This is a genomic window from Streptomyces sp. NPDC090032 (assembly GCF_044748025.1).
Lineage (GTDB): Bacteria > Actinomycetota > Actinomycetes > Streptomycetales > Streptomycetaceae > Streptomyces.
The window spans coordinates 92,407-115,190 of sequence record NZ_JBIVFF010000017.1 but is presented as its reverse complement, the minus strand read 5'-3'; the positions used below and the strand labels follow the sequence as shown (position 1 = coordinate 115,190).

At 71.8% G+C, this 22,784-nt stretch carries 20 protein-coding genes; 10 read left to right on the top strand and 10 right to left on the bottom strand.

Going from position 1 to position 22,784, the window contains the following annotated elements; all coding sequences use genetic code 11:
- Window positions 1–121: 121 nt before the first annotated feature.
- Window positions 122–1,348 carry a SpoIIE family protein phosphatase gene (locus ACIPWY_RS34560; RefSeq protein ID WP_362907899.1) on the top strand — a complete coding sequence of 409 codons (1,227 nt, stop codon included), beginning with the start codon at window positions 122–124 and terminating at the stop codon, window positions 1,346–1,348.
- Between the two features lie 11 nt (window positions 1,349–1,359).
- Here ACIPWY_RS34560 and ACIPWY_RS34555 read toward each other — a convergent pair whose 3' ends face one another.
- Together ACIPWY_RS34555 and ACIPWY_RS34550 are read right to left on the bottom strand one after the other, a co-directional pair.
- The gene (locus ACIPWY_RS34555) at window positions 1,360–2,571 is read right to left on the bottom strand and encodes an FAD-dependent monooxygenase (protein WP_393702442.1); all 1,212 of its coding nucleotides are present in this window, start codon (window positions 2,569–2,571) and stop codon (window positions 1,360–1,362) included.
- A 100-nt stretch (window positions 2,572–2,671) separates the two neighbouring features.
- Window positions 2,672–3,484, bottom strand: coding sequence for an AraC family transcriptional regulator (locus tag ACIPWY_RS34550; protein WP_362907901.1), 813 nt, complete (start codon window positions 3,482–3,484; stop codon window positions 2,672–2,674).
- Between the two features lie 49 nt (window positions 3,485–3,533).
- Here ACIPWY_RS34550 and ACIPWY_RS34545 point away from each other — a divergent pair, with 49 nt between their 5' ends.
- On the top strand, window positions 3,534–4,067 hold the full coding sequence (locus tag ACIPWY_RS34545) for a DUF2000 family protein (RefSeq protein ID WP_393702440.1): 534 nt from the start codon (window positions 3,534–3,536) through the stop codon (window positions 4,065–4,067).
- Between the two features lie 376 nt (window positions 4,068–4,443).
- Window positions 4,444–6,543, top strand: a complete 2,100-nt coding sequence (gene fusA, locus ACIPWY_RS34540; RefSeq protein ID WP_393702438.1) for an elongation factor G — start codon at window positions 4,444–4,446, stop codon at window positions 6,541–6,543.
- A gap of 67 nt (window positions 6,544–6,610) precedes the next feature.
- Here fusA and ACIPWY_RS34535 read toward each other — a convergent pair whose 3' ends face one another.
- On the bottom strand, window positions 6,611–7,618 hold the full coding sequence (locus ACIPWY_RS34535) for a zinc-binding alcohol dehydrogenase family protein (protein WP_393702436.1): 1,008 nt from the start codon (window positions 7,616–7,618) through the stop codon (window positions 6,611–6,613).
- A 211-nt stretch (window positions 7,619–7,829) separates the two neighbouring features.
- Here ACIPWY_RS34535 and ACIPWY_RS34530 point away from each other — a divergent pair, with 211 nt between their 5' ends.
- Complete coding sequence (locus ACIPWY_RS34530) at window positions 7,830–8,801, top strand: methyltransferase domain-containing protein (RefSeq protein WP_362907905.1); 972 nt, start codon at window positions 7,830–7,832, stop codon at window positions 8,799–8,801.
- Entirely contained in the window at window positions 8,798–9,301 is a 504-nt protein-coding gene (locus ACIPWY_RS34525) for a hypothetical protein (protein ID WP_393702433.1), read from the top strand. Before ACIPWY_RS34530 ends, ACIPWY_RS34525 begins: the two co-directional genes overlap by 4 nt.
- Before the next feature lie 25 nt (window positions 9,302–9,326).
- Here the strand turns inward: ACIPWY_RS34525 and ACIPWY_RS34520 are convergent, their stop codons facing one another.
- From ACIPWY_RS34520 to ACIPWY_RS34505, 4 genes are all read right to left on the bottom strand, one after another.
- The gene (locus ACIPWY_RS34520) at window positions 9,327–10,952 is read right to left on the bottom strand and encodes an amidohydrolase (protein WP_362907907.1); all 1,626 of its coding nucleotides are present in this window, start codon (window positions 10,950–10,952) and stop codon (window positions 9,327–9,329) included.
- Between the two features lie 37 nt (window positions 10,953–10,989).
- Window positions 10,990–11,457 carry a hypothetical protein gene (locus tag ACIPWY_RS34515; RefSeq protein ID WP_393702431.1) on the bottom strand — a complete coding sequence of 156 codons (468 nt, stop codon included), beginning with the start codon at window positions 11,455–11,457 and terminating at the stop codon, window positions 10,990–10,992.
- Between the two features lie 145 nt (window positions 11,458–11,602).
- Window positions 11,603–11,932 (bottom strand): deoxyxylulose-5-phosphate synthase, encoded by a 330-nt coding sequence (locus tag ACIPWY_RS34510; protein WP_393702429.1) that lies wholly within the window; start codon window positions 11,930–11,932, stop codon window positions 11,603–11,605.
- 45 nt (window positions 11,933–11,977) lie between these two features.
- Entirely contained in the window at window positions 11,978–12,871 is an 894-nt protein-coding gene (locus tag ACIPWY_RS34505) for a LysR family transcriptional regulator (protein ID WP_393702427.1), read from the bottom strand.
- 118 nt (window positions 12,872–12,989) lie between these two features.
- On the opposite strand from ACIPWY_RS34505, the gene ACIPWY_RS34500 reads away from it, so the two are divergent.
- Window positions 12,990–13,388 carry a 4-oxalocrotonate tautomerase family protein gene (locus ACIPWY_RS34500; RefSeq protein WP_393702425.1) on the top strand — a complete coding sequence of 133 codons (399 nt, stop codon included), beginning with the start codon at window positions 12,990–12,992 and terminating at the stop codon, window positions 13,386–13,388.
- Between the two features lie 13 nt (window positions 13,389–13,401).
- On the opposite strand, the gene ACIPWY_RS34495 is transcribed toward ACIPWY_RS34500, so the two are convergent.
- Both ACIPWY_RS34495 and ACIPWY_RS34490 read right to left on the bottom strand, forming a co-directional pair.
- Window positions 13,402–15,132, bottom strand: coding sequence for an immunity 49 family protein (locus tag ACIPWY_RS34495; RefSeq protein WP_393702423.1), 1,731 nt, complete (start codon window positions 15,130–15,132; stop codon window positions 13,402–13,404).
- Between the two features lie 10 nt (window positions 15,133–15,142).
- A complete protein-coding gene (locus ACIPWY_RS34490; RefSeq protein ID WP_362907913.1) occupies window positions 15,143–15,916 on the bottom strand; it encodes a hypothetical protein in 774 nt (257 codons plus the stop codon).
- A 123-nt stretch (window positions 15,917–16,039) separates the two neighbouring features.
- On the opposite strand from ACIPWY_RS34490, the gene ACIPWY_RS34485 reads away from it, so the two are divergent.
- From ACIPWY_RS34485 to ACIPWY_RS34475, 3 genes are all read left to right on the top strand, one after another.
- Window positions 16,040–17,527 (top strand): PLP-dependent aminotransferase family protein, encoded by a 1,488-nt coding sequence (locus tag ACIPWY_RS34485; RefSeq protein WP_393702421.1) that lies wholly within the window; start codon window positions 16,040–16,042, stop codon window positions 17,525–17,527.
- A gap of 579 nt (window positions 17,528–18,106) precedes the next feature.
- Window positions 18,107–18,655 (top strand): GNAT family N-acetyltransferase, encoded by a 549-nt coding sequence (locus ACIPWY_RS34480; protein WP_362907998.1) that lies wholly within the window; start codon window positions 18,107–18,109, stop codon window positions 18,653–18,655.
- 153 nt (window positions 18,656–18,808) lie between these two features.
- The gene (locus tag ACIPWY_RS34475; protein ID WP_393702419.1) at window positions 18,809–19,786 is read left to right on the top strand and encodes a DUF1731 domain-containing protein; all 978 of its coding nucleotides are present in this window, start codon (window positions 18,809–18,811) and stop codon (window positions 19,784–19,786) included.
- Between the two features lie 46 nt (window positions 19,787–19,832).
- Here the strand turns inward: ACIPWY_RS34475 and ACIPWY_RS34470 are convergent, their stop codons facing one another.
- Window positions 19,833–20,540: an SDR family NAD(P)-dependent oxidoreductase gene (locus tag ACIPWY_RS34470; protein ID WP_393702417.1), complete on the bottom strand. Its 708-nt coding sequence runs from the start codon at window positions 20,538–20,540 to the stop codon at window positions 19,833–19,835.
- Window positions 20,541–20,907: 367 nt separating this feature from the next.
- Between ACIPWY_RS34470 and ACIPWY_RS34465 the strand changes: the two genes are divergently transcribed.
- On the top strand, window positions 20,908–22,548 hold the full coding sequence (locus ACIPWY_RS34465) for an alpha/beta hydrolase (RefSeq protein WP_393702415.1): 1,641 nt from the start codon (window positions 20,908–20,910) through the stop codon (window positions 22,546–22,548).
- Window positions 22,549–22,784: the final 236 nt, after the last annotated feature.

Sequence of the window (22,784 nt, the reverse complement as noted above, 5' to 3'; positions counted from 1 at the left end):
CACGCCACCGATGACGTAATCGGAGCTCCGGCCCCCGCGGCTGGGACACCCTTGGTCGTTCGCCCGCGGGGTGCCCGGCACCCTTCGCCGCGCGCGGCACAGGCAAGGAGGCGAACGCGTCGTGAGGGATTCCGGAATCGACTACGAGCAGGTGTTCCAGGCGCTGCCCGGATCGGTCGCACTGCTCAGGCCCGACCTCGTGTACGCGGATGCAAACGAAGCGTTCTGTCAGATGTCGGGACGCACTCGTGAACAGCTCGTCGGCCGGTATCTGTTCGACGTGTTCCCCGACAACCCCAACGACGACGGTGCGTCCGGCATGCGCAACCTGGAGCTGTCGCTGCGCAGGGTGGTGGCCACCGGGGAACGCGACGCCATGGCGCTCCAGCGGTACGACGTCGAGTACCCCGACCGGCCCGGCCAGTGGGACGAGCGGTACTGGAGCCCCGTCAACGCCCCGGTCTTCGGTCCGGACGGCAGCGTCGTGCTGCTGCTGCACCGGGTGGAGGAGGTCACCGAGCTGATCCTCGCCAAGGGCGGCCGCGACGGTGACCGGGCCCGGGTGCTGGAGGCGGAGCTGTACACCCGCGCCAGGGAACTTCAGGAGGTCAACGAGAGGCTGCGCCAGGCCCACGCCCGTGAGCGCGAGGTCGCCCTGACCCTCCAGGCCGCGATGCTGCCGATGCCGGAGTCCGTCGGCAGCGGACGGGCGGCCGTGCGCTACCGGCCGGCCGTGGGCGCCCTGAACGTGTGCGGCGACTGGTACGACCTGGTCGAACTGCCCGGCGACCGGCTCGCGGTGACCGTGGGTGATGTCGTCGGCCACGGACTGCACGCGGCCGGCGTCATGGGCCAGCTCCGCAGCGCCCTGAGTGCCGCCGTGCTTGTCGCCGACGGCCCCGCGGCGGCGCTCGACGCACTCGGCCTCTACGCCCGCTCGGTCGAGGGCGCCGAGTCCACCACCGCCGCACTGGCAGTCATCGACCACGACCGCCACACCGTCACCTACAGCAGCGCCGGCCATCTTCCGCCCGCGCTGCTGCACACCGACGCCACCGTGGAATTCCTCGACGGGGCGACCGACCCACCGCTCGGCGCCCGCCTCGCACACACCCCCAGACCGCAGGCCGAGACCGCCTTCGAGGACGGGGCCGCCCTTGTCTTCTACACCGACGGCCTGGTCGAGCGGCGCCGCGAGGACATCGACACGGGCCTGAACCGGCTCGCCGACTGCCTGACCCGCAACGCGTCGGCGGACGCGGAACGCCTCGCCGACGCCGTCCTCGCCGAACTGATCCCGCGCGGCGGCAACACCGACGACACGGCCCTCGTCATCATCAGGCTCTGATCCGACGCGCCTTACCCGCGCGCGGAGTTGCGGTTCTGGAGTGTCCGGGCGAGGCGCGGTCCCAGCCACTGCTTGAGTCTGCGCAGCGACTGCAACTGGTCGGCGGCCTGGTCGATCCGGTAGTAGAGCTGGGGCGGGACGTGCGGGAGCAGCGGCGAGTGCCGCTGGCCGAGCAGGGCGAACATGTGGGGCGGCGGGAGCTGGATGTAACGGGGGAGGTTCTCGTACCACTGGGCACTGTGCCGGGCCGCGCTCTGGACGGACAGCAGCTCGCTCTTGCGGGTGCGTTCGTAGTGGGCGAGCGCAGGAGGGATCGCCTTCGCGCCGGCGAGGGAGCTCGCCAGGACCATCGCGTCCTGCATCGCGAGGGTCGTGCCCGCGCCGATGGAGTAGTGCGTGGTGTGCGCGGCGTCGCCCAGCAGCACCAGATTGCCGTGCGACCAGGTCCGGTTGGTGAGGGTGCGGAAGGTCTGCCAGGGGGCCGGGCCGCCGAGGTCGCTGCGTCCGACGAGGGGGTGGCCTTCGAGGAGCGACGAGAAGATTCCCTCCAAGCGCCGCAGGGCCTCCGGCTGGGGCAGACGGTCCAGTTCGAGGCCCTGCCACGTCGCGTTGGAGCACTCGACGACGCAGGTGCTGTGCCCGTCGCTGTACCCGTAGGCGTAGCACCAGATCCAGCCGTGGGCCGTCTCGGCGAAGGCGAAGGTGAACGAGCGGAACACCTTGGTCGTGCCGAGCCAGAGGTAGGGGTTGCGGCCCAGGGTGGTGTGCGTGCCGAAGTGGCCCGCATGGCTGTCGCGCATACGGCTGTTGGCGCCGTCACCGGCCACGACCAGGTCGGCCTCGGGCAGTTGCTCGCGGCCCGGGACCTCGTGGCCGTACTCGATGCCGACGCCGAGGGACTCCGCCCGCCGGGCGAGGATGCCGAGGAGCTTGTGCCGGCCGATGGCGAAGCCTTCGTCGCCCTGGTGGGTCGTGGTGCGCTCCCCGACATGGGCGACGCCGTCACGCCAGCGCAGCGACCCCTCGCCGATCTCGGCCGCGGAGTGCGGGTCGTGGCGCCTGAGCCGCTCCAGCATGTCCGGCCAGTACGTGACACCCCAGCCGTAGGTGGACCCGGCCGGGTTGCGCTCGAAGACGGTGATGTCGTGCGAAGGGGCCTGAAGCTTCAGCAGGATCGAGAGGTACAGGGTGGCGGGACCTCCACCGACACAGACAACCTTCACGCACACTCCCTGGGTCTTGTCGCGGCCCGGCCTCGGAGCCCGGCGGCATCCGTGCAACGACGTTAGGGGGAAGTGGGTGCGTGAACGTGCGCAACACCCGCTAAAAACACCCGAAGCGCTCAGGGCGCGATGCGGCGTAGCGGCCCGGGGTGGTGCCGAGGACCCGCTTGAAGTGCCGGGTCAGGTGGGACTGGTCGTAGAAGCCGGCGGCGGTCGCGACCTCGCCCGGCGGCCGACCGTCGAGGAGCAGGCGACGGGCCAGATCGACGCGGCGGGACATCATGTACTGATGCGGCGGGATGCCGAAGGCGCCGCTGAAGGCGCGTACGAGATGGGTCGGGTGGGCGTGGACGAGACGTGCCGCCTCCTCGAGAGCGATGCCGTCGAGGAGCCGTGCGTCCAGGAGGTCCCGCAGGTCGTGGGCCACGCCCCGGCCGGGCCGCTCGGGAACGGGGACCCCGGGGCGCAGATGGGTGCGCAGCCGTTCGGCGATCAGGGCGAGGCGGCTCTGTGCCTCGAACTCGTCGCCCGGGTGTGCGAGGGCGCGGTGGAGCAGGCCGACGCGGGTGCGCAGGACGGGGTCGGTGAGGTCGGGCCCGTCCACCGCCGCTCCGATGAAGGTCGCGTCGAGCTGCGTCATGTCGAGGTACAGGACGCGCTTGCGGAAGCCGCGTGCGGTGGCGGGCGACCCGTCGTGCGGGACACCCGGCGGAAGCAGGCTGACCGTGTCGTCCGGGGTGCCGCGCTCGTGGCGGTCCAGGTGGTAGCGGACCGCGCCGTCGTCGACGATCAGCAGGGTCCACACGTCGTGGACGTGCATGGGGTACGCGTGCTCCGTGAAGTGAGCGTGGAACACCTCCACGACACCCGCGACCTGCGGGCGCCAGGCGGAGATCTCGGGCCGGGGCACCATGCAAGGAACGTACAAGACCTGACCGGGGTGGACAGCGCAGTCTCGAAGCATGAGAACCATGGACGAGATCCCCACCGACGTCGCGACCCCGCAGCCGCGGGACGGAGCACATGGCCAGGCTGACCAGGCATGGGCTGATCAGTCACCGGCTGAGCACGCCGACCGGGCGCCGGTCCGTTTCGACACCAAGATCGCCGTCCTGCTGCGCGACGACCTGGAGCCCTGGCAGCGGCTCAACGTGACCGCGTTCCTCGTCAGCGGGCTCGGTACGGCGGCTCCCGAGGTGGTCGGAGCCCCGTACGAGGACGCCGACGCGACCGCGTACCTGCCGATGTTCCGCCAGCCGGTGCTGGTCTTCGAGGGGGCGAGGCAGACGTTGACCACGGCGCACAGTCGTGCCCTGTCCCGCTTGCTGCCGACGGCGGTGTTCACGGCGGAGCTGTTCGGCACGGGCAACGACCGGGACAACCGCGCGGCGGTCAGGGCCGTGCCCGCCGACCGCCTGGACCTGGTGGGCATGGCCGTGTACGGACCGCGCAATGCCGTCGACAAGGTCCTCAAGGGGGCGCGGATGCATCCCTGAGCGACGAGCCTGCGGGACGCTTTCGGACAAGCCCGCGGGACGCTTTTAATCGGGTGCCTGGCACGCGTCCGGTTCCCTACACTCGCCCCGTGTTCACGCCGCTGCCTCACGTCGCAGCGCGCGCCGTGACAAGTGAGGGGAGCCGGGCCGTGCGTCACCGCACCGCTGTCGTCGTTCCCCGGTCACGGTTCGAGGTGATCCTGGTGTCTCGGTGTGCCCGGTACCGGCTGCGCGGCCGGTACCGGACACCCGCGACGGACATCTGACACCTTCATGTGTCCGCACGACCCTGAACCGCCCTTCAGGCGGGGCCCGTTGTGCTGTCCGTCCGGTCATCGCGCTGCCTCTGTGTGGAACCACCTGAAAGGCCACAGGCGTGCGTACCAACCTGCACCGTCATGACACCGACCCCCTGACCGCCGTCCGCAACGTGGGCATCCTCGCCCATGTCGACGCCGGCAAGACCACCGTCACCGAACGGATCCTCTACACCACCGGCGCCACCTACAAACGCGGCGAAGTCCACGACGGCACCACCGTCACCGACTTCGACGTCCAGGAACGTGAACGGGGCATCACCATCTCCGCCGCGGCCGTCAGCTGCGACTGGGACGGGCACCGGATCAACCTGATCGACACCCCGGGCCATGTCGACTTCGCCGACGAGGTGGAGCGCTCCCTGCGCGTCCTGGACGGCGCGATCGCGGTGTTCGACGCCGTCGCCGGCGTCGAGCCGCAGAGCGAGTCGGTCTGGCGGCAGGCCGACCGCCACGGCGTGCCGCGCATCGCGTTCGTGAACAAGCTCGACCGCGCCGGTGCCGACCTCGACACGGCGGTCGAGTCGTTGCGTCGGCGTCTCGACACGGTCCCGCTGGTGGTCCAGCTGCCGGTCGGCCGCGAGGACGCCTTCACCGGTGTCGTCGACCTGATCCGCATGCGCCTTCTCACCTGGCGAGAGGGCGGCGACACGTACGAGGAGGGGCTGGTACCGGAAGAGCTGCGTGAGGAGGCGCGGCGGCGCAGGCGGCTCCTCGACGAGACGGTGGCGCAGCTGCATCCCGGCGCGCTGGAGGAGTTCTGCGACGGATCGGCGCTGTCCGCCAAGACGTTGGCGGCGGCGCTGCGGGATCTGACGCGCAGTGGCGAGGGTGTCGTCGTGCTGTGCGGATCGGCGTACCGCAACCGCGGTGTCGAGCCACTCCTGGACGCGGTCGTCGCCTTTCTGCCGTCACCGCTCGACGTTCCCGCGGTGCGCGGTGCCGTCGGCGACGACGAGCAGGAGCGTGTCTGCGATCAGGCGGCACCGATGGCCGCGCTGGTCTTCAAGGTGCAGGCGACGCCTCGCGGGCGTCTCACCTACCTGCGGGTGTACTCGGGAACGGTTCACAGGGGAGAGGCGGTGTGGGATGCGGGCGCACGGCGTACGGAGCGGATCGGCCGGATCCTGCGTGTCCAGGCCGACCGGCACACCGAGGTGGAGCGTGCGGTGGCCGGGGACATCGTCGCGGTGGCCGGCGTGAAGGCCGCCCGCAGCGGCGCCACCCTGTGCGCACCCGACGCGCCGGTCGTCCTCGAACCGCCCACGGTCGCCGAACCGGTCGTCTCCGTGGCGGTCGAGGCACGCAGGAACGCCGACAGCGCCCGGCTGGTGTCGGCGCTCGCACGACTCGTCGAGGAGGACCCCTCACTCGTCGTCAGGACGGACCCCGAGAGCGGCCAGACGGTCCTTTCGGGCATGGGTGAGCTGCATCTGGAGGTGGCGGTGGAGAAGATCCGCCGGGCCCACGGCCTGGAGGTCGGCGTCGGCAGGCCGCAGGTGGCCTACCGGGAGACGGTTTCGCGCGGGGTGTCCGGGCTTGTGTACCGGCATGTCAAACAGGACGGAGGAGCAGGCCAGTTCGCGCACGTCGTCATCGATGTGCGGCCCATGGCGCCGGCACAGGACGGTACGGGCGAGGGCGCGGCGGAGTTCGCGTTCCGGTCGGTCGTCACCGGCGGACGGCTGCCGCGGGACTACGTCCAGGCCGTGGAGGCCGGGTGCAGGGACGCCCTGAGCGACGGCCCTCTCGGCGGTCACCGGGTCACCGGGGTGCAGGTCACGCTCACCGACGGGTTCACGCACCCCAAGGACTCCTCGCCGATGGCGTTCCGCACGGCCGGCCGTTTCGCGCTCAGGGCGGCCTTCCGCGCGAGTGACATGGCGCTCCTCGAACCGGTGGTCGAGGTCACGGCCACCGTGCCCGAGGACGCCGTGGGCGGGGTGCTCGGGGACCTGGCGGCGCGCCGCGGCCAGATCTCCGACTCCGCGATGCGCGCGGGCACCGCGGTCGTCACGGCGACGGTGCCCCTGGCCGAACTCTTCGGCTACGCGTCCCAGTTGCGCGGCCGGACCCAGGGCCGGGGCACGTTCACCAGCCGGGCGACCGGCTACGCCCCGGTGCCGGGTGCGGTGTCCGATCAGGTCGTATCGCGGTAGCAACAGGAGCGACGGCCCCGTCCGCCGAGGGCGGGCGGGGCCGTCCGGCCGCTGAGCGGGCCGGAGTTCAAGCAGCCGCCGACAGCACCGACAGCACCGTCTTCGCCGGGGCCGTCCGGTTCTCCAGGGCCTCGTGCACCTTGCCGGCGTTCTCCAGCGGCTCGACCGCCGGCAACGGCTCGTCCAGGATGCCGCGGGCCACCAAGGAGATGACGGCGGTGAGGGCCTTGGTACAGGCGGCAGGGCGCAGATGTGCGACGCCGCCGATGCTCAGGCCCGACACCGTGCGCGTCGCGAGCCACGTCTCGTCACCGGAGAAGGGGCGATCGTCGCGGCTGGCGTCGCCGAGGACGACGTGGCGTCCGAAGGGGGCGAGGCGCTGGAACGCCGTGGCGCGCAGCCGGCCGCCCACCGGATCGATGACGACATCCACCGAACCGTCGGGCGTGAGCCGGTCGAGAGCGTCGGCCAGCGCGTCCGCGACCACCACGTCCGTGCACTCGGCCGGGGCCCGGTCCGGATCGCGGCCGACGACCCCGATCACCTGCTGTGCCGGGAAGAGCGCCGCCATGCGCGCCGTGGTGGCGCCCAGGCCACCCGTCACGCCGAGGACCAGGACACGGTCCCGGGAGTCGAGCCGCGCGACGTCGTGCAGGGCGACCCACGCGGTGACGCCGTTGACGAGGGCCGCGGTGACGCGGCGCAGGTCGACGCCGTCCGGCACCGGAGCGGCCATCGTGTGGTGTGCGACGGCGACCTGCGCGTAGCCGCCTGCGCGCTGTCCGCGCCCGAAGTCGTTGAGCAGCGCGGCGACGCTCTGGCCGACGCCCAAGCCCTGGACGTCGCGGCCCACGGCACGGACCCGGCCGGTGACCTCGATCCCGGGGACCATCGGCGTCCACAGCGGAAACGCCCCGGAGCGCAGCAGGGTGTCGACGAAGCCGACACCGGCGTACGTGACGTCGATGCTGATCTCCCCAGGACCCGGCTCGGGAACGGGGCGGCGCGACACGGTGAGAGCGGAGGCGGGCCCGAACTCGTCGACCCCGGCAGCGAGCATGGTCTCGTCATTCATCAGCGGATCTCCAGGCAGCCCGGCATTACGTGTCGTCGGGATCCGGCCGCATGCCTCGGTGGCGCTCGGGACCACGACCGCAACCCACGGACCGACCTTGCCACCGTGACGGGCGGACCGGGGGACCCCACGCGCGAACACAACGGGCAACCGCGGGTCCGGCTCCCAGGGCGCGGCACCGACGGCCTCCCCGGCCACGTACCTTCTCCCTGTGCAGCTCATCGAGATATCCGATCTGGTCGTGGACCACGACCCCGGCACGCGCGAACGCCTGCCGGTGCGGCGGGCCGACGTCGTCGCGCGGCTCGCCGCCGCCGGTGACCGCCGCGGCGCCCGTATCGCCGCCGGGCTGGCGTGTGACGACGACGGGAACCTCGATCCGCTCGCCGTGGACCGCCGGCTCGTCGCCGTCCACACCGAACTCCAGCGGCTCAGCGAGGAACTGCGCCTCGGCGACCGCATCGCCGAACTCCTGCGTCCGCTGCTCGCCGTGATCCGCGCCGCCGGACGGAGCGACGGTCCGCTCCGGGTGGTCGACGTCGGCTGCGGGCTCGGCTACCTCGTGCGGTGGCTGGCCGCTTCGGGCGTCCTCGGCCCGGATGTCGACCTGGTGGGCGTGGACTTCAACGCGGCCCTGGTCACCGAGGCCGGACGGCTCGCCGGCGCCGAGCAACTGCCCTGCCGTTTCGTACGGGGTGACGCGTTCGCCCTCGAGGAGCCCGCCACCGTCTACGTGTCGACGGGCGTCCTGCACCACTTCCGGGGCAGTGACCTCGACGCCTTCTTCGCCGCCCAGGCCACGCCGGGTACCGCCGCGTTCTGTCACTTCGACATCGCGGCCACCGGTCTCGCCCCGATCGGCGCCTGGGTCTTCCACCGTGCGCGGATGCGCGATCCGCTGGGCCGCCACGACGGCGTGATGTCGGCCCGCCGCGCCCACGACGACGAGACGCTGCTGGCGGCCGCCGCGCACGCCGACGGCCTGACCCCGCTCGTGTACGAACCGCGCGGCCGCAGCAACCCGTTCTGCACCACGCTGCGTCCCGTCATCGGCGTACGCCCGGACCTGCTGCCGCCGCTGCGGGCCGAGTTGGGACCCGGTCCGTCGGGCCGCCTGGTGGGGCGTGCCGTGTCCGGGGGCGGTACGCGCCAGGGGGCTTCGGCGGGGGAGGGCGCCGGGTGAACGCCTTCCTGCTCACCGCTCTGGCGCTCGTCGACGCGGCGTTCGCCGGATTCCGTGCCTACACAGGGCGCGACGGACGCATCCGCAAGTCGCGACGGGCGCTGCTCGCGGCCCGCCGCGGTCTTGCGGTCGGCGCCCCGGCACTGCTGCTGAGCACGGCCCTCGCGCTGACACTCCTCGTCGTCGCGGCGGACCGGGGCGCGCGCTACGCCGAACTCGACGCCGCCGCCCACCGCATGCTCCTGTGCTACGCGCCCTACGCGGTGATCATCGCCCTGAGCCTGGCCTGCTACCTGTGGGGACCGTTCCGGGCCGGCACCCTCGCCGTGGTCGTCGGCCTCGGGCCGCTGACCCTGGTACGCCCGCTGGTGGTGCTGGCCGGAGCGGTCGCGGCTGCGTGGGGGTCACTGCCGGCGGCATCGGTTGCGGCGGTCGCGTCGGTGGGCGTGCTCCTGGTGGAGCCGGTCGTCCACCGACGCTGGTACGGGGAGCCGGTGTGAGCACTCCCCGAACTCCCGGCTCTTCCTACAGGCCCGCGTCGCGGTGCGTCGGGCGGCCGTCGAGGACCGTGAGCAGCACCGGCAGGTCCGGCAGCACCGTGTCGGCCGTGGTGAGCGGGTTGTCGGCGAACACGGTGAGGTCGGCGCGGTAGCCGACGGCGATCCGCCCCGCCTCGTGTTCCTCGCCGGCCGCGTAGGCCGCGTCTACCGTCAGCCCCTGGAGCGCTTCCAGCGGCGTGAGCGCCTGCCCGGGTCCGTGCGGGGCCTGGGTGAGGTCGCGGCTGGGGCGGCGGTGGCGAGCGCCCGCCATGACGCCGAGCGGCGGATACGGGGCGATCGGCCAGTCGGAGCCGAGCACCACGGTGGCCCCCGAGTCCCGCAGGTCGCGGCAGCGCCAGGCGCGGGATGCGCGCTCCTCACCGAGCCGGCGCGACCAGTTGTCGGTGTGGTCGGCCCGGGTGAAGTCGCAGCAGTGGGTGGGCTGCATGGACGCGATGACGCCGAGCTCGGCGAAGCGGCCCAGGGTGTCGTCGGGCACGGTCTCGATGTGCTCGACCCGGTGGCGCACCCCGCGCCCGCCGGTGGCCTGCGCCTTCTCGACGGCGTCCAGGACATGGCGCACGGCGGCGTCACCGATCGCGTGGGTGGCGGTCGGGACTCCGGCGCGGTGCAGTTCGCCGATGATCCGCGTGTAGACCTCGGGATCAGGCCAGAACGCGTGGGTGGACTCTCCGTGGCAGTCCGGGCGCTCCAGCCAGGCCGTGCCGTTGTCGATGGTGCCGTCCATGAAGATCTTGACGCCGTCCGTGCGCCACAGTGTGCCGCCGGCGCCCTGCTGCTCGATGAGCGCCCGTACCCCTTCGGCGTCCGTGCCGGGCTGGCACCACGGTGCGACCCGCAGCCGCAGCGCGAGTTCACCCGCGGCGTCCAGCGCGTCGAAGAGGGCGAGGCTGTCGGCGTTTGCGTCCATCACGTGACCACCCGTGAGTCCCGAGGCGGCCATGGCGCGCAACGCGGCGGCGAGCCGGTCGCGGCGCTCCTCCCGCGTGGCCTGCGGGGCGACGCGCTCGACGAGTTCGCAGGCGGCGTCCTCCTGGAGCAGACCGGTGGGACGGCCCCGTTCGTCGCAGACCACGTCGGCGGAGGCCTGGTCGAAGGTGCGCGGGCCGTCCACACCGGCCAGTTCCAGCGCGCGCCGGCTGGCCAGCATGGAGTGGGCGTCGAACAGCAGAAGAAGGGCCGGTACGCCGTCGAGGACGGAGTCGAAGGGGGCGGTCTCGACAGGCCGGCCACCGAAGACGTTCGGGTCGAGCCCCCAGCCGTGCAACCACGCCCCCGGCGCCAGGTTCCGCACCTCGGCGGCGAGCGCCGCACGCACGCCTTCCACATCGGTGCAGCCCGACAGGTCGAGACCGTGCGTCAGCTCGGCGCCCGACACGGGGTGGAGGTGCCCGTCGACCAGGCCCGGTGTCACCACGGCGCCCTTGAGGTCGATCACCGTGGTCGAGGAGTCGACGTGTTCACGTATGCCGTGGTCGTCGCTCAGGGCACGGATCCGGCCGCCGGACACGGCGAGCGCGGTCTGCGGCAGGAACGCGCCGGTGGCCGGATCGAGCAGACGGGCGGAGAGCAGGACGAGAGAGGTGGGCACAGCGGCTCCTTCAATGACGGGAATGTGACGACACGGCCTAGGGCCTCTTGCCGATGAGTGGCGCTGTGAGCGGCGCCTCGGTTCGGGTGAACGCCCGCTCCGGAAAGCCGAGTTCGCGCTCCGCAGAGGTGGCGGCCATGTGTGACACCGCGGGGCGGCGGGGCGGTTGCGGGTGTCGCTGTTGGCGTGCGTGCGCTCGGAGGCCGTCGAGCACGACCTGGATCTGAAGGGTCGTCATATGCAGGTCGTCCGTGCGGAATTCGTTCCGGCCGGCGCCCGTCCCGATCAGGCCGGTGAGCCGCACACGCCATGCCGCCTCCCGCTCGGCTCCCCGGTCGCGCAGGGCGGTCCGATAGCGGCTTAGGCGGCGCGCGTTGATCCAGGGGCGGCTGAGCTCCAGCCCCTGGGCGAGGGTGACCGCGGCGGCCGTGTCGGTGATTTCCGCACGTCGGGCGGTGGCGCCCGGCGTGCGCCGAATTCGCTTGCGCTGGACGCTGGGCGGCATACCCGGCATGTTATTGAGTGCGTGACCAATAGGCAAGGCCGGTCAGCGGGCTGTGGGGTGGGGCGGGCGAGTCGTCATGATGCGGCGCTCGGGCCCAGAGCCGACACGACCGCGCACATCGACTGACCGGGCCCGGCCCCGCGGTCTACGGCACGTCATACCACTGGAGCGCGCGGGCGACGGGCTCACCCGACCGCTCGGCGTACGCAAGGCGCTCGCGTACCTCACGCAGGCCGCGGGGCCGGAATCCGGGGCCGCCGCAGCAGCTTTTGTGGAAGCCCACTCCCGCGTTCAGCAACACCGTGAGCGTCCGCCACGCGGCCGTGTCCCGGTGCCGTGGCGCGGCGAAGGCCGACCCCGCATGGACCATCGGCTCCGCGCAGCGCGGACAGACCCGCTCCCTGTTCCGGTCGTAGGTCTGCTTGAACGAGACCCGGCAGGGCAGGCACACGTATGAAGTCTTCCCATGGGGCATGCCGTCACAGTAACCAGACGCCGTCCGCGGTCTCGACGGGATTTCTCAGCCCACCGGTGCGGCCGGCGTGGCACCGGCCGCGGCGAGATGGTCCAGTGCGGAGTCCGCCAGGGCGCGGACGGCCGGGTGCCAGGGGCGGGCCCGGGGTCCGGTCAGGACGAGGCGCCGTGAGGTCTGCGGGTGCAGCGGCAGGAGCGCCAGGTCGGGCGGGATCAGGGAGCGGGACACCTCCGACAGGACGGTCACGCCGATACCGGCCTGCACCATGCTGATCAGGGTCGCCAGATCCCGCACCCGGTGCGTGGGGGTGAACCGCAGCCCGGCGAGACGGTGGATGGTCCGGATGCGGTCCTCGCAGCCGTTGGGCGAGATCAGGAACGGATCGTCCTCCAGGTCGCGGATGTCGACGACCGGCTCGCCCGCGAGCGGATGGTCCAGGGGCAGCACGGCCCGGTAGCTGTCGGCGGCCAGCTGGATGCCCGGTCCGGGGGGAGGGTCGATCAGGATGGCGGCATCGGCCGTCCCGTTCTCCAGCCAGGCGGCGATCTCTGCGCTGTCCCCCTCGAAGACCCTGACCGTGACGCGGGGCTGGTCCTCGCCCCACTGCCGCAGCAGCCCGGGGACCAGGCCCTGGCAGACCGTGGGGGTCGCGGCGAGACACACCGTGCCCGTCATGGTGGCCGCGTCCGAGGCGAGTTGCTCTACAGCCTGGGCCGCAGCCACGGCGGTCCTGGCATGCGGCACGACCCGCTCGCCGAGCGCCGTGGTGCGCACCGGGGCGGCACGGACGAGGAGCGGAGCGGTCAACTCGCGTTCCAGCGAGGCGACCGCGTGCGACACCGCGGACTGGCTCAGGCCGAGATCGGCAGCCGCCGCGCTGAAGCCGGCCGCGTCGACGACGGCGAGGAACGCCCTCAACTGGGAAAGGTTCACGCTCATGCAGGGGCCTCATATACCTATGACACGTATGCGTTGGATCAATGGTGCCGCCTCGGTGAGGCTTGGTCCGTGCCGCCACCTCCGCGGACACACCCCCCTCACCTGCTCAGGAGAAGCGATGCCTTTCATCCGCGTCACCGTCACGGACACCGCACTTCCCGCTGACGCGCAGCGCACCCTCGCCGAGGGTCTGACCGGCCTGGCCGTGTCGGCCCTTCGCAAGTCCGCCGCGAGGACCATCGTGCACGTGGACCTGGTGCCGGCCGAGCGCTACTACGTGGACGGCCGGCCGTTGACCGGTGGCCTCGACGCCCATGTCGAGGCCACCGTCACCGTCGGCACGAACAGCGCCGCGGAGAAGGCCGCGTTCATCGCGCAGGCGGGCGAGCTGATGGCCAAGGCCCTTGGCCCGCTCGCCCGTTCCGGTGTCGCGCTGCACGAACTGCACCCCGAGAGCTACGGCTACGACGGCCTGACCCAGTTCGACTTCTACCACCGTGAAGCCGCCCGGCGGTAGCCGCGGCCGGCTCTCACGTGTCGAACTCGCCGTACCAGGCGCGCTCGAGCAGGCACTTGGGCAGATACGGCGACGAGCTGTCGACCGGGAACTCCGAGTCGAAGGCGAGGCACGCCAGCGCGAGTGGGCCGAGGGCCACCCGGCTGTGCGGCTCCGTCGAGTCGTTCCAGTAGCGCTCGTGATGGGCCAGGGCCTGCGTGAGCGCTTCCGCGAAAGCCTCATGGTCGCCGGTCACGAGACGGTGGAAGAGCGCGACGGGCTGGTAGTCGACCAGGTTCAGGAAGTCCGCGGGTGTACGGGTGGCCACGTCGGGGTGGGACGTGTTCATGGTGGCGAGCAGCTTCTGGACCACATCGTCCATCGGGTGCTGGAGCCAGTACGTCTGCAGCGTGTCGATCCAGTGGAAGACGTACTCGTCCATGGGGGCGGCCCGGCGCAGATCGTCCAGCGGCACGTGGCACAACTGGGTCATGCGGTCCCGCTCACGGCAGACGACGGCGAGATAGAAGGCGTTGAGCCAGGCGCGGCCGTCCGCGTACGGAGCGGGGCCGGTGACCGGGAGCGTCACGACGTCGTCCTCGAGACGGCAGTCGACGGTGCTCTCCCGGGAGGTCGTGGTGGCGAACAGCGCCGAACCGACCTGCATGGCGCCGACCCACGCCTCCCAGGTCTCCAACGCGCCCCCGTCGGGGTCGGAGGCGCAGCGCACGTGGCTCAGGGTGAGCGCCGCGGCGAACGCGTCGCCGAAAGCCGCGGGGGACTGGGGCAGACGGGATGTCAACTCGGCTGACATCCGGGCGAGTTGATCGGCGGTCTGTGGTGGAGGGGCCGGGGTGGCAGCTGCGGAGTCCTGGCCACGCAAGGACCTCATGAGGTCCAGCAACTCCTGCGGCGGCACCACGGAGAACGACCGGGCCTCGTGGTCGAAGACCGTGAGAGAGATCAGCCGTCCCTGGTGCCACCAGTACAGCCGCGGTGAGAGCGCGCCCGGCCCGTCCTCGTAGGCGCCGATGGCGTAGGCGCCCAGGTCGTTGACGGCGTCCACCACGCTGCCGTCCACGATCGGGTGGAAGGCCAGCAGATGCCTGGTCGGCAGCACGACGAGCGCCCCGGCATCCGGCAGCTCCCGGCCGGTCGACTCCCTTACGAGTTCCGGCAGTACGAGCACCTTGCTGGACACGAAGAACGAGTCTCCGTACACGGAGTGCATCAACGCGCCCTGCGGGCCGCGGAATTCGTCGTGCTCGACCGGCCGACGGAGCAGATTCGTCCGGCCCGCCGCCCACAGCCGCTCAGGACCGACGCGCGCCACGTCCTGGTCGTCGAGGATCCGGACGGAGGTGGGCGCGTCCAGGGCGAGGGCCGCGAGGAGCCCCTCGGCGACCGGCCGCGCATAGCGGAAACCGTCGGCTGTGTCGCCGGCGAAGGCGTCGTCGGGCAGAAGCCGCCAGCAGGTCCGCTCCAGGAGTTCCGTGCAGCTCTCGCCTCCCTGGGAGGCGTTCTCCAGGCCGGCGAAGTGCTGCTCCACGATCCCCGGCCAGTCTTCCTCGGCCGACCGGCGACACCGCTGCGCCAGGTTCGACAGCGGGCTGAGCCGGCCCTCCAGCTGCACCGCGTCCCCCGTCACGGTCGGCGATACGCCGTGACGGGCGAGGAAGTGATCGGCTGTCAGACTCCGCAGGCGCTCGGCCTGAGGGACGTTCAGCATCGGCAGATGCGGATCGGGTGCGTGGTGAAGGTTCACCGCACAGACTCTACGAAGTGGTGCGGGTGCCGGTGGCAGGCGGGCCCGGACGTGCGGTCCCGGCCAAGCCCGCGTAGGCGAACCAGGGCAGGAAGAACTGAGTGACGGGGCCGACGGCCAGGGCGTACAGCACGGTGCCGGGCCCCACGCCGCCGCCGAGCAGCCACCCCACGGCGAGTACGGCGATCTCGATGAACGTGCGGACCGCGCGGATGGAGCGACCGGTCAGCGCGGCCGCGCCGGTCATCAGTCCGTCCCGGGGCCCTGGCCCGAAGCGGGCACCTACGTATACGGCGACGGACAGCGCGTTGGCGAATGTCCCGGCGAGGAGGAGTCCGACGCGCGCGGGCAACCCCAGGCCCTCGGGGACGAGCGCGAGGCCGAGGTCGGAGGAGAGGGCGATGACGACGATGTTGGCGGCGGTCCCGAACGCGGGCCGCTGTCGCAGGGGGATCCACAGCAGCAGGACGGACACACCCACGACCGCGGTGAGGGTGCCGAAACTCAGCGAAGTGTGCTTCTCCAGACCTTCGTTGAGGACGCTCCAGGGGCTCAGCCCCAGCCCGGCGCGGACCATGACGGCCATGCTGAATCCGTACAGGGCGAGGCCGATGAACAACTGCGGCAGGCGGCGGAGCGGGCGTTCGCCGAAGCGTACGTAGGTGAGCGGGGGAGTCGTGCGCGTGCCGCCGCCGGGGCTGCCGGGTGCGGTCGTCGGGGTGCCGCCGTCACTCCGTATCGCCGCCTGTTCGGAGTGGTCCGCCATGTCCGTGTCGTGCCGCATGTGTGCTTGTCTCCACCGTCGGTGCCCTGTGTGTTCAAGGCCATTACGGCAACTCTGTAGAGTGATTGGCCCGGATGACATGGCCAATCCGGGGAGAATGGTTTGATCTCTGGGGAGCATGGGTTGACCGACGCGAAGACCTTCCTGCCGGCGGACAGGGTGGGCCGAGCCGACCGGACCCTCGGCAGCCGTCAGCTCGCCGCGATGCTTCCCGGCGCCGCGGCCACGAGGCCCGCCTACCGCCATCTCGCCCAGGCGATCAGCGCGCTCATCCTGGACGGACGCATCGCCCTGCACGTCAGACTCCCCGCCGAGCGTGAACTGGCCGCCGCCCTCGACACCAGCAGAACCACCATCACCGGCGTGTACGACCTGCTGCGCGAGAGCGGCTACGCGCACAGCCTCCAGGGATCGGGCACGTGGACCGCCCTGCCCGAAGGCCGCACCCCCAACGGCGTCACGCGCCTCCTCGGCCCCCAGGACACCGCGATCGACCTGGCCAGAGCCTCGCCCGGCATGCCTCCGCAGGCACTCGTCGACGCACTGGTGCACATCACCCCGCAACTGGCCGAGCAGGCGCACACCCCCGGCTACCATCCCTACGGCCTGCCCGACCTGCGCGCCGCCGTCGCCGAGCGCTACAGCCGACGGGGCCTCGCCACCCTGCCCGAGCAGATCCTGGTGACGTCCGGCGCGCAGCACGCGCTGACACTCGTCCTGGGACTGCTGAGCAGCCCCGGCGACCGGGTCATGGTCGAGAACCCGTCCTACCCGAACGCCCTGGAGGCGCTACGGCGCGCCCGGCTGCGTACCGTGTCCGTCCCCGTGACCGACACCGGCTGGGACATCGAGATCACCGAATCGACGCTGCGCCAGACGGTTCCCCAACTCGCCTACCTGATCCCGGACTTCCATAATCCGACCGGCTGCCTCATGCCCGAGCACGAGCGGGTGCGCGTCCTGCGCGCGGCGGAGCGCTCCGGTACGTGGCTGGTCATCGACGAGACGCTGGCCGATCTCGCGCTCGACGTCCCCGCCCCGCCCCCCTTCGCCTCCCACGCCGCGCCCGGTGGCGCCGGCCAGGTCATCACCATCGGCTCGATGAGCAAGACCCATTGGGGCGGCCTGCGCATCGGCTGGCTGCGCGCGCCCGCACGGCTCGTCACCGAACTCGCGGGCCAGCGCGTCGCCACCGACATGGGCGGATCGGTCGTCGACCAGCTACTGGCCCTCGCCCTCCTGGACCGGGCCGACGAGCTGCTGCCGCCACGGCTCGATCAACTACGGCTGCAGCGCGCCGCGTTGGCCACCGCACTGACCGAACGCATGCCGCGCTGGACCTGGCAACTGCCGCCCGGCGGGTTGTCGTTGTGGGTCGACCTGGGCGAACCGGTGGCCTCCGCACTGTCCGAGCGAGCCCTCGACAACGGCGTCCGGATCGAGAGCGGCGCCTGCTTCGCCACCGACCCGGGCATCTTCGAGCAGCGGATGCGCATCCCGTACACGACCCCGGCGGACACTCTGCGCGAAGCCATCCACCGCATGGCGACCACGCTCGCCGCCGGCCTCCCGTCGGCGTCGACCGCGCGCCGCCCGCACTGGGTCGCCTGAGCACCGGAGCACGAAGGGGATCGCCGCATGCCGTACGCGGGTGAACGTCCCGGGACCGGTCCGCTCTTTCGCCTCGCATGGCGCGGGAGTCACTACCCGGGCCGGCCCGTCGAGAACGTGTGGCTAGCCATCGGTAAGAGCGGGGGTGGGGGCAGCGGCGGTGGCTGGTGGTTCGACGCGTATTTCCTCGGACGCGTGCCGCTGGGCGAAGGTGCTCCACGGGCCGCCGAGTTCGCCCGGTGGCTCCTGGCCGCACCGTCGAACGGGCCGTACGAGCGGGAGTTCACGCTGATCGCCCGCGAACCGCACACCGGATCCCCGCGGATCGCCGCCGGAACGCTGCTGACCGTCGGATTCCTCATGGGCCGCGAGGAATCCGACGGGCCCGAGTATCTCCAGATGCTGCCGTCGGGCGAGACGGCGGTACGGCACACCGGCTTCGAGGTGTGCGCACCGCTGGAGTGCGAGCCGCTGCCGCGCGCCGCCCTGGGGAGGGCGGCGACCGCACTCCTCTATGCCGCCACCGCCCAGGCATTCGCTTTCGGATCACTCCCACGGGCGTGCGATAGGTTGCCCGCCATGACTGGACTCGGCCCCGCCACCTGGCCACCTGCCCCCATAAGGACGGAACGCCTCGTGCTCCGCGAGCCCGAGGCCCGGGACCGTGCGGCGTTCATCGAGCTGCTCGCCTCAGCGGAGGTGCACACCTATCTCGGTGGCCCTCGACCGCGTGCTGAACTCGAGCTCGAGGCGCCCGAGATATCCGGACGGCGCCCTGGCTTCTTCGTGGTGGAGCTCGACGGAGTGATGATCGGGACGATCCAGCTCGACCCGCACGTACTTGAGCGTGCGGGCAACCGCCGTCCGGAGGCCGGGGAGACCGAGCTCGGCTATTTGTTCCTGCCGCAGGCATGGGGACGCGGGTACGCCGCCGAGGCGTGCGCAGCGGCACTCGACTGGTTCGCCGGAGCGCTTCCCGGTGCGCCCGTGGTCCTCTACACCCAGACCGCCAACGTCCGCTCGATGCGCCTCGCGGCAAAGCTCGGGTTCACCGAACTGGAGCTGTTCGAGGCGTACGGCGCCGAGCAGTGGTTCGGTGTGCGGCCCCCGGTCACGCCGTCCGGCTGAGTTGCGTCGCTTCTCCCGATCACGACCTCGCCGCTGTCCCGGATCGGGGCGTTCCACGCCACCACGTCCAGACCCAGCACGCCCACCCTCCCTCTTATTTGAACGCGTTCAATTATCTGGGCTAAGGTGGTGGCGACATGATGAGGGGGCCCGATGAAGATCGTGATACCCGGTGGCACGGGGCAGGTAGGGACGATCCTGAAGCGTGAACTGGCCGGTGCGGGACACGAAGTCGTGGTCCTCACGCGGCACCCGACCCGCACCGGGGAAGTCCGCTGGGACGGCGAGACCCTGGGCCCTTGGGCCGAGGCCGTGGACGGCAGCGATGTCGTGATCAACCTCGCGGGACGAAGCGTCAGTTGCCGCTACACGCCGGCCAACCTCAAGGCGATGATGGATTCCCGCGTGAGGTCCGCCGAGGTCGTCGGCGAGGCCATCGCCGCCGCCTCGCGGCCTCCGGGGGTGTGGCTGCAGATGAGTACGGCCACCGTCTACGCCCACAGCTTCGCCGCACCGAACGACGAGGCGACCGGTGTGCTCGGCGGTGACGAGGCGGGGGTGCCGGGCTACTGGGCGTACAGCGTCGAGATCGCCAAGGCGTGGGAGCGGGCGCAGGAACGGGCCGACACCCCGCACACCCGCAAGGTCGCTCTGCGCTCCGCGATGGTCATGAGCCCCGATCGAGGCGGCGTCCTCGACATCCTCCTGCGCCTGGCCCGGCTCGGCCTCGGCGGTCCGGTCGCAGGCGGCGGCCAGTACGTGTCCTGGATCTACGACCGTGACTTCGCCCGCGCGGTCCGGTTCCTGATCGAACGCGACGACCTGGACGGGCCCGTGAACCTCGCCGCCCCCGAGCCGCTGCCGCAGCGTGACTTCATGCGTGCGCTGCGCGCGGCATGGGGTGTTCCGGTGGGTCTGCCCGCGACGAAGTGGATGGCTGAACTGGGTGCGTTCGCGCTCCGGTCGGACACCGAACTCCTCCTGAAGAGCCGCCGCGTCGTCCCGGGGCGGCTCCTCGGCGCGGGTTTCTCCTTCGACCACGCCGGGTGGCCGGACGCCGCCGCCAACCTCGCGCGACGTGTACGGGGCGGACGGGATGTCACGCGGGCCACGGCGGACGGGCTGGTGTGAGGCGGGGTCGGTGGAACGTCTCCGTCAGCCGGCCGCCGTCGCCAGGTCACCAGGGGAGTGGGCCCTCGGCATCGACGTACGTGCCGGTCGGGCCGTCAGGTCCCAGCTGGGCCATGCGCACGATGATCTCGGCACCTTCCTCGACGGTCTGGGTGCCGGTGTGCGCGTTCAGGTCCGTCGCGGTGTAGCCGGGCTCCACCGCGTTGATCCGCATCCCGGGGAACGCCTTCGCGTACTGCACGGTGATCATGTTGACCGCGGCCTTCGACGCCGGGTAGGCGACCCCGGGATACGCGTGAGTCGGGGAACCCGCGTCGGCGACCCGGGCCAGTGAGGCCAGGCCGCTGCTCACGTTGACCACGACCGGCGCGTCGGACTTCTGCAGCAGCGGCAGGAACGCGTGGGTCACGCGCACGACGCCGAAGACGTTCGTCTCGAATGTCGACCGCATCTCGTCGGCGGTCACGTCCGCGGCGCCGATCACGCCTCCGTCCGGCGTCCGGCCCTCGATGCCGGCGTTGTTGATCAGCACGTCGAGGCCGCCGTCGGCCTCGATCGCCTTCGCGGCGGCGGCGACGGACGCGTCGTCCGTGACGTCGAGCTGGACCCAGCGTGCGCCGAGCCGCTCGGCGGCGCGGCGTCCGCGCTCGACGTCACGGCTGCCCACGTAGACGGTGTGGCCCGCGGCGGTGAGCCGGCGGGCGGTCTCGAAGCCGAGCCCCTTGTTCGCTCCGGTGATGAGTGTTTTGGTCATGCCTCCAGGGTGCGGCGGCGCGGTGCCGTCAGCCAGGCGTCCCGTCTTCCTGGGACTGGCGGTACCAGGAAGTTCCCAGGCGGGCCACCGGCGTGGGCCCAGACGGGTCCCGGGCGTGGTCCCAGGTGGTTCCTGGCGTGATCTCATCGAGTGGCGCCTCGACCTCAGCTTTAGGGTGAGGGTTTGGTGATCTTGCCTCGTCCTCGACGACACGACGACACGACGACACGGCGACACAGTGATGGTGGTTCGCCCGATTGGTCGCGGTCGGCGCGCGCGCGTTGCCGGGCCGCGGTGCCGTTGGCACAGATGCGTGCTGACGTCCTACGCCCGAAGGGCGTCCGGCCCAGCCGTGGAAGGACATGGCATGCACATATCCGGACCGACAGCGGGCCGTCGGGTCTGTGCCGCGGTCATCGCCGCGTCGGTGACCTGCTCGACCGTTCTGACCGGGCAGTACCTCGCCGCGGCCGGAGGTCTGCCCACACCTCCTTCGGTGCCGGCCCTGAAACTGGACTGGAGACCCTGCGTTCAACGCAGCCCGTTCGACTGCGCGACCGCGAAGGTGCCGTTGGACTACGGCGACCCAGGCCGCCGCACCATCGAACTGGCAGTCGTCAAACGGAAGGCGACCGGCCCCGGCCGGCGCATCGGCACCCTGCTCTTCAACCCCGGTGGACCCGGCGGGCCGGGAACGGTACAGATGCCGCAGAACTACGAGTCCTTCCCGCACGAGGTGCGGGAGCGGTTCGACATCGTCAGCTGGGACACCCGCGGCATCGGCAGCAGCACCGCGGTGAACTGCTTCGCGACTCCCGGGGAGGCCGCCGCGTGGAACGCGGGCAAACCGGCCGGCGTCCCCGTGGGCGCACAGCAGCGAGCGGCCGTGATCGCCGCGTACCAGGACCTGGCCCGGCGCTGCGAGCGGCGTGACCCCGAGCTGCTGCGCCACGTGTCGACCGCCGACACCGCGCGCGACCTCGACGGGCTGCGCCAGGCGGTGGGCGACGCACAACTCACCTACCTCGGAATCTCCTACGGCACGATCCTGGGCGCCACCTACGCCAACATGTTCCCCGGCAGGGTCCGCGCCATGGTCCTCGACAGCGACATCGATCCGCAGGCCTGGACGAACCACGCCTCCGACGCGGACCCCCGGCTACCCACGTTCCTGCGCATGGGCTCGGACCGCTCCGCAGCAGCGGTCCTGGACCGGTTCCTCACCCTGTGCGGATCCACGGACACCGCGGGCTGCGCCTTCTCGGCCGGCAGCCCGAAAGCGACCCGGGACAGGTTCGACCAGCTGATGCGGCGGCTGCGAGCGCATCCGGTGGGTGGGTGGACCTACGGCCGCACGGTCGCCGACGTGGTGAGCGGCCTCTACATCGTCCACCCGGGCTGGCCGGACCTCGCCGGCAGGCTGCGGGACCTCTGGCAGGGACGGGTCCCCAAGGCGTCTCCGCTCCCGCCCCTGCCGCCTGTCCCGCATCCGAATCCGTACCTCGGCGAGGAACAGGCGAGTGCCGTGGCCTGCGGCGAGAGCCCCAATCCGCGTGACCCCGCCGCCTACCACGCCATGGAAGAGGCCTCCGCCGCCCGCGCGGGCGACGCCGGACGCTTCTGGACCTGGGCCGCCGTGGCGTGCGCCTCCTGGCCGGCCGTCGCGGCCGACCGCTACCGCGGCCCGTGGAACAGGCCGACGGCACACCCGGTCCTGCTGGTCGGCACCAGGTACGACCCCGCCACTCCTTACGCGGACGCGCAGGCGCTGGCGGGGGAATTGGCCGACGCCCGCCTGCTCACCCACGAGGGGTACGGTCACACCGCGCTGATCAACCCCAGCAGCTGCGTGAAGGCGTACGAGAGCCGGTACTTCGTCGACGGCACGCTCCCGCCGGCCGGAACGGCCTGCCGACAGGACGAGCCCCCCTTTCCCGCGCCCAAGCCGGTCGGCGGCGTCGCCACCGGCGGCGGAGGGATGACCGGCGCGACCGGCACCGTCCAGTGAGTCGGCCACCGGGCAAAGCTGAGCCTGGGGTCTCGCGCGGGACGGCATGTGAGGAGTGGGGCGGGAGTACCGTCAGTCGGCTACGGGCACATATTCCGGTCTGTCGGACCGGTCAACTCGACTGTATGTATGGGCTGTTGACTGTCTGCCGACCAGTCGACTTTCGGACAAGACGGGGCCCGTTGAGGACCGGCTCACTCGGCGGCGTCACGCGCCCCCGCCCCGCCGCAGCTGCC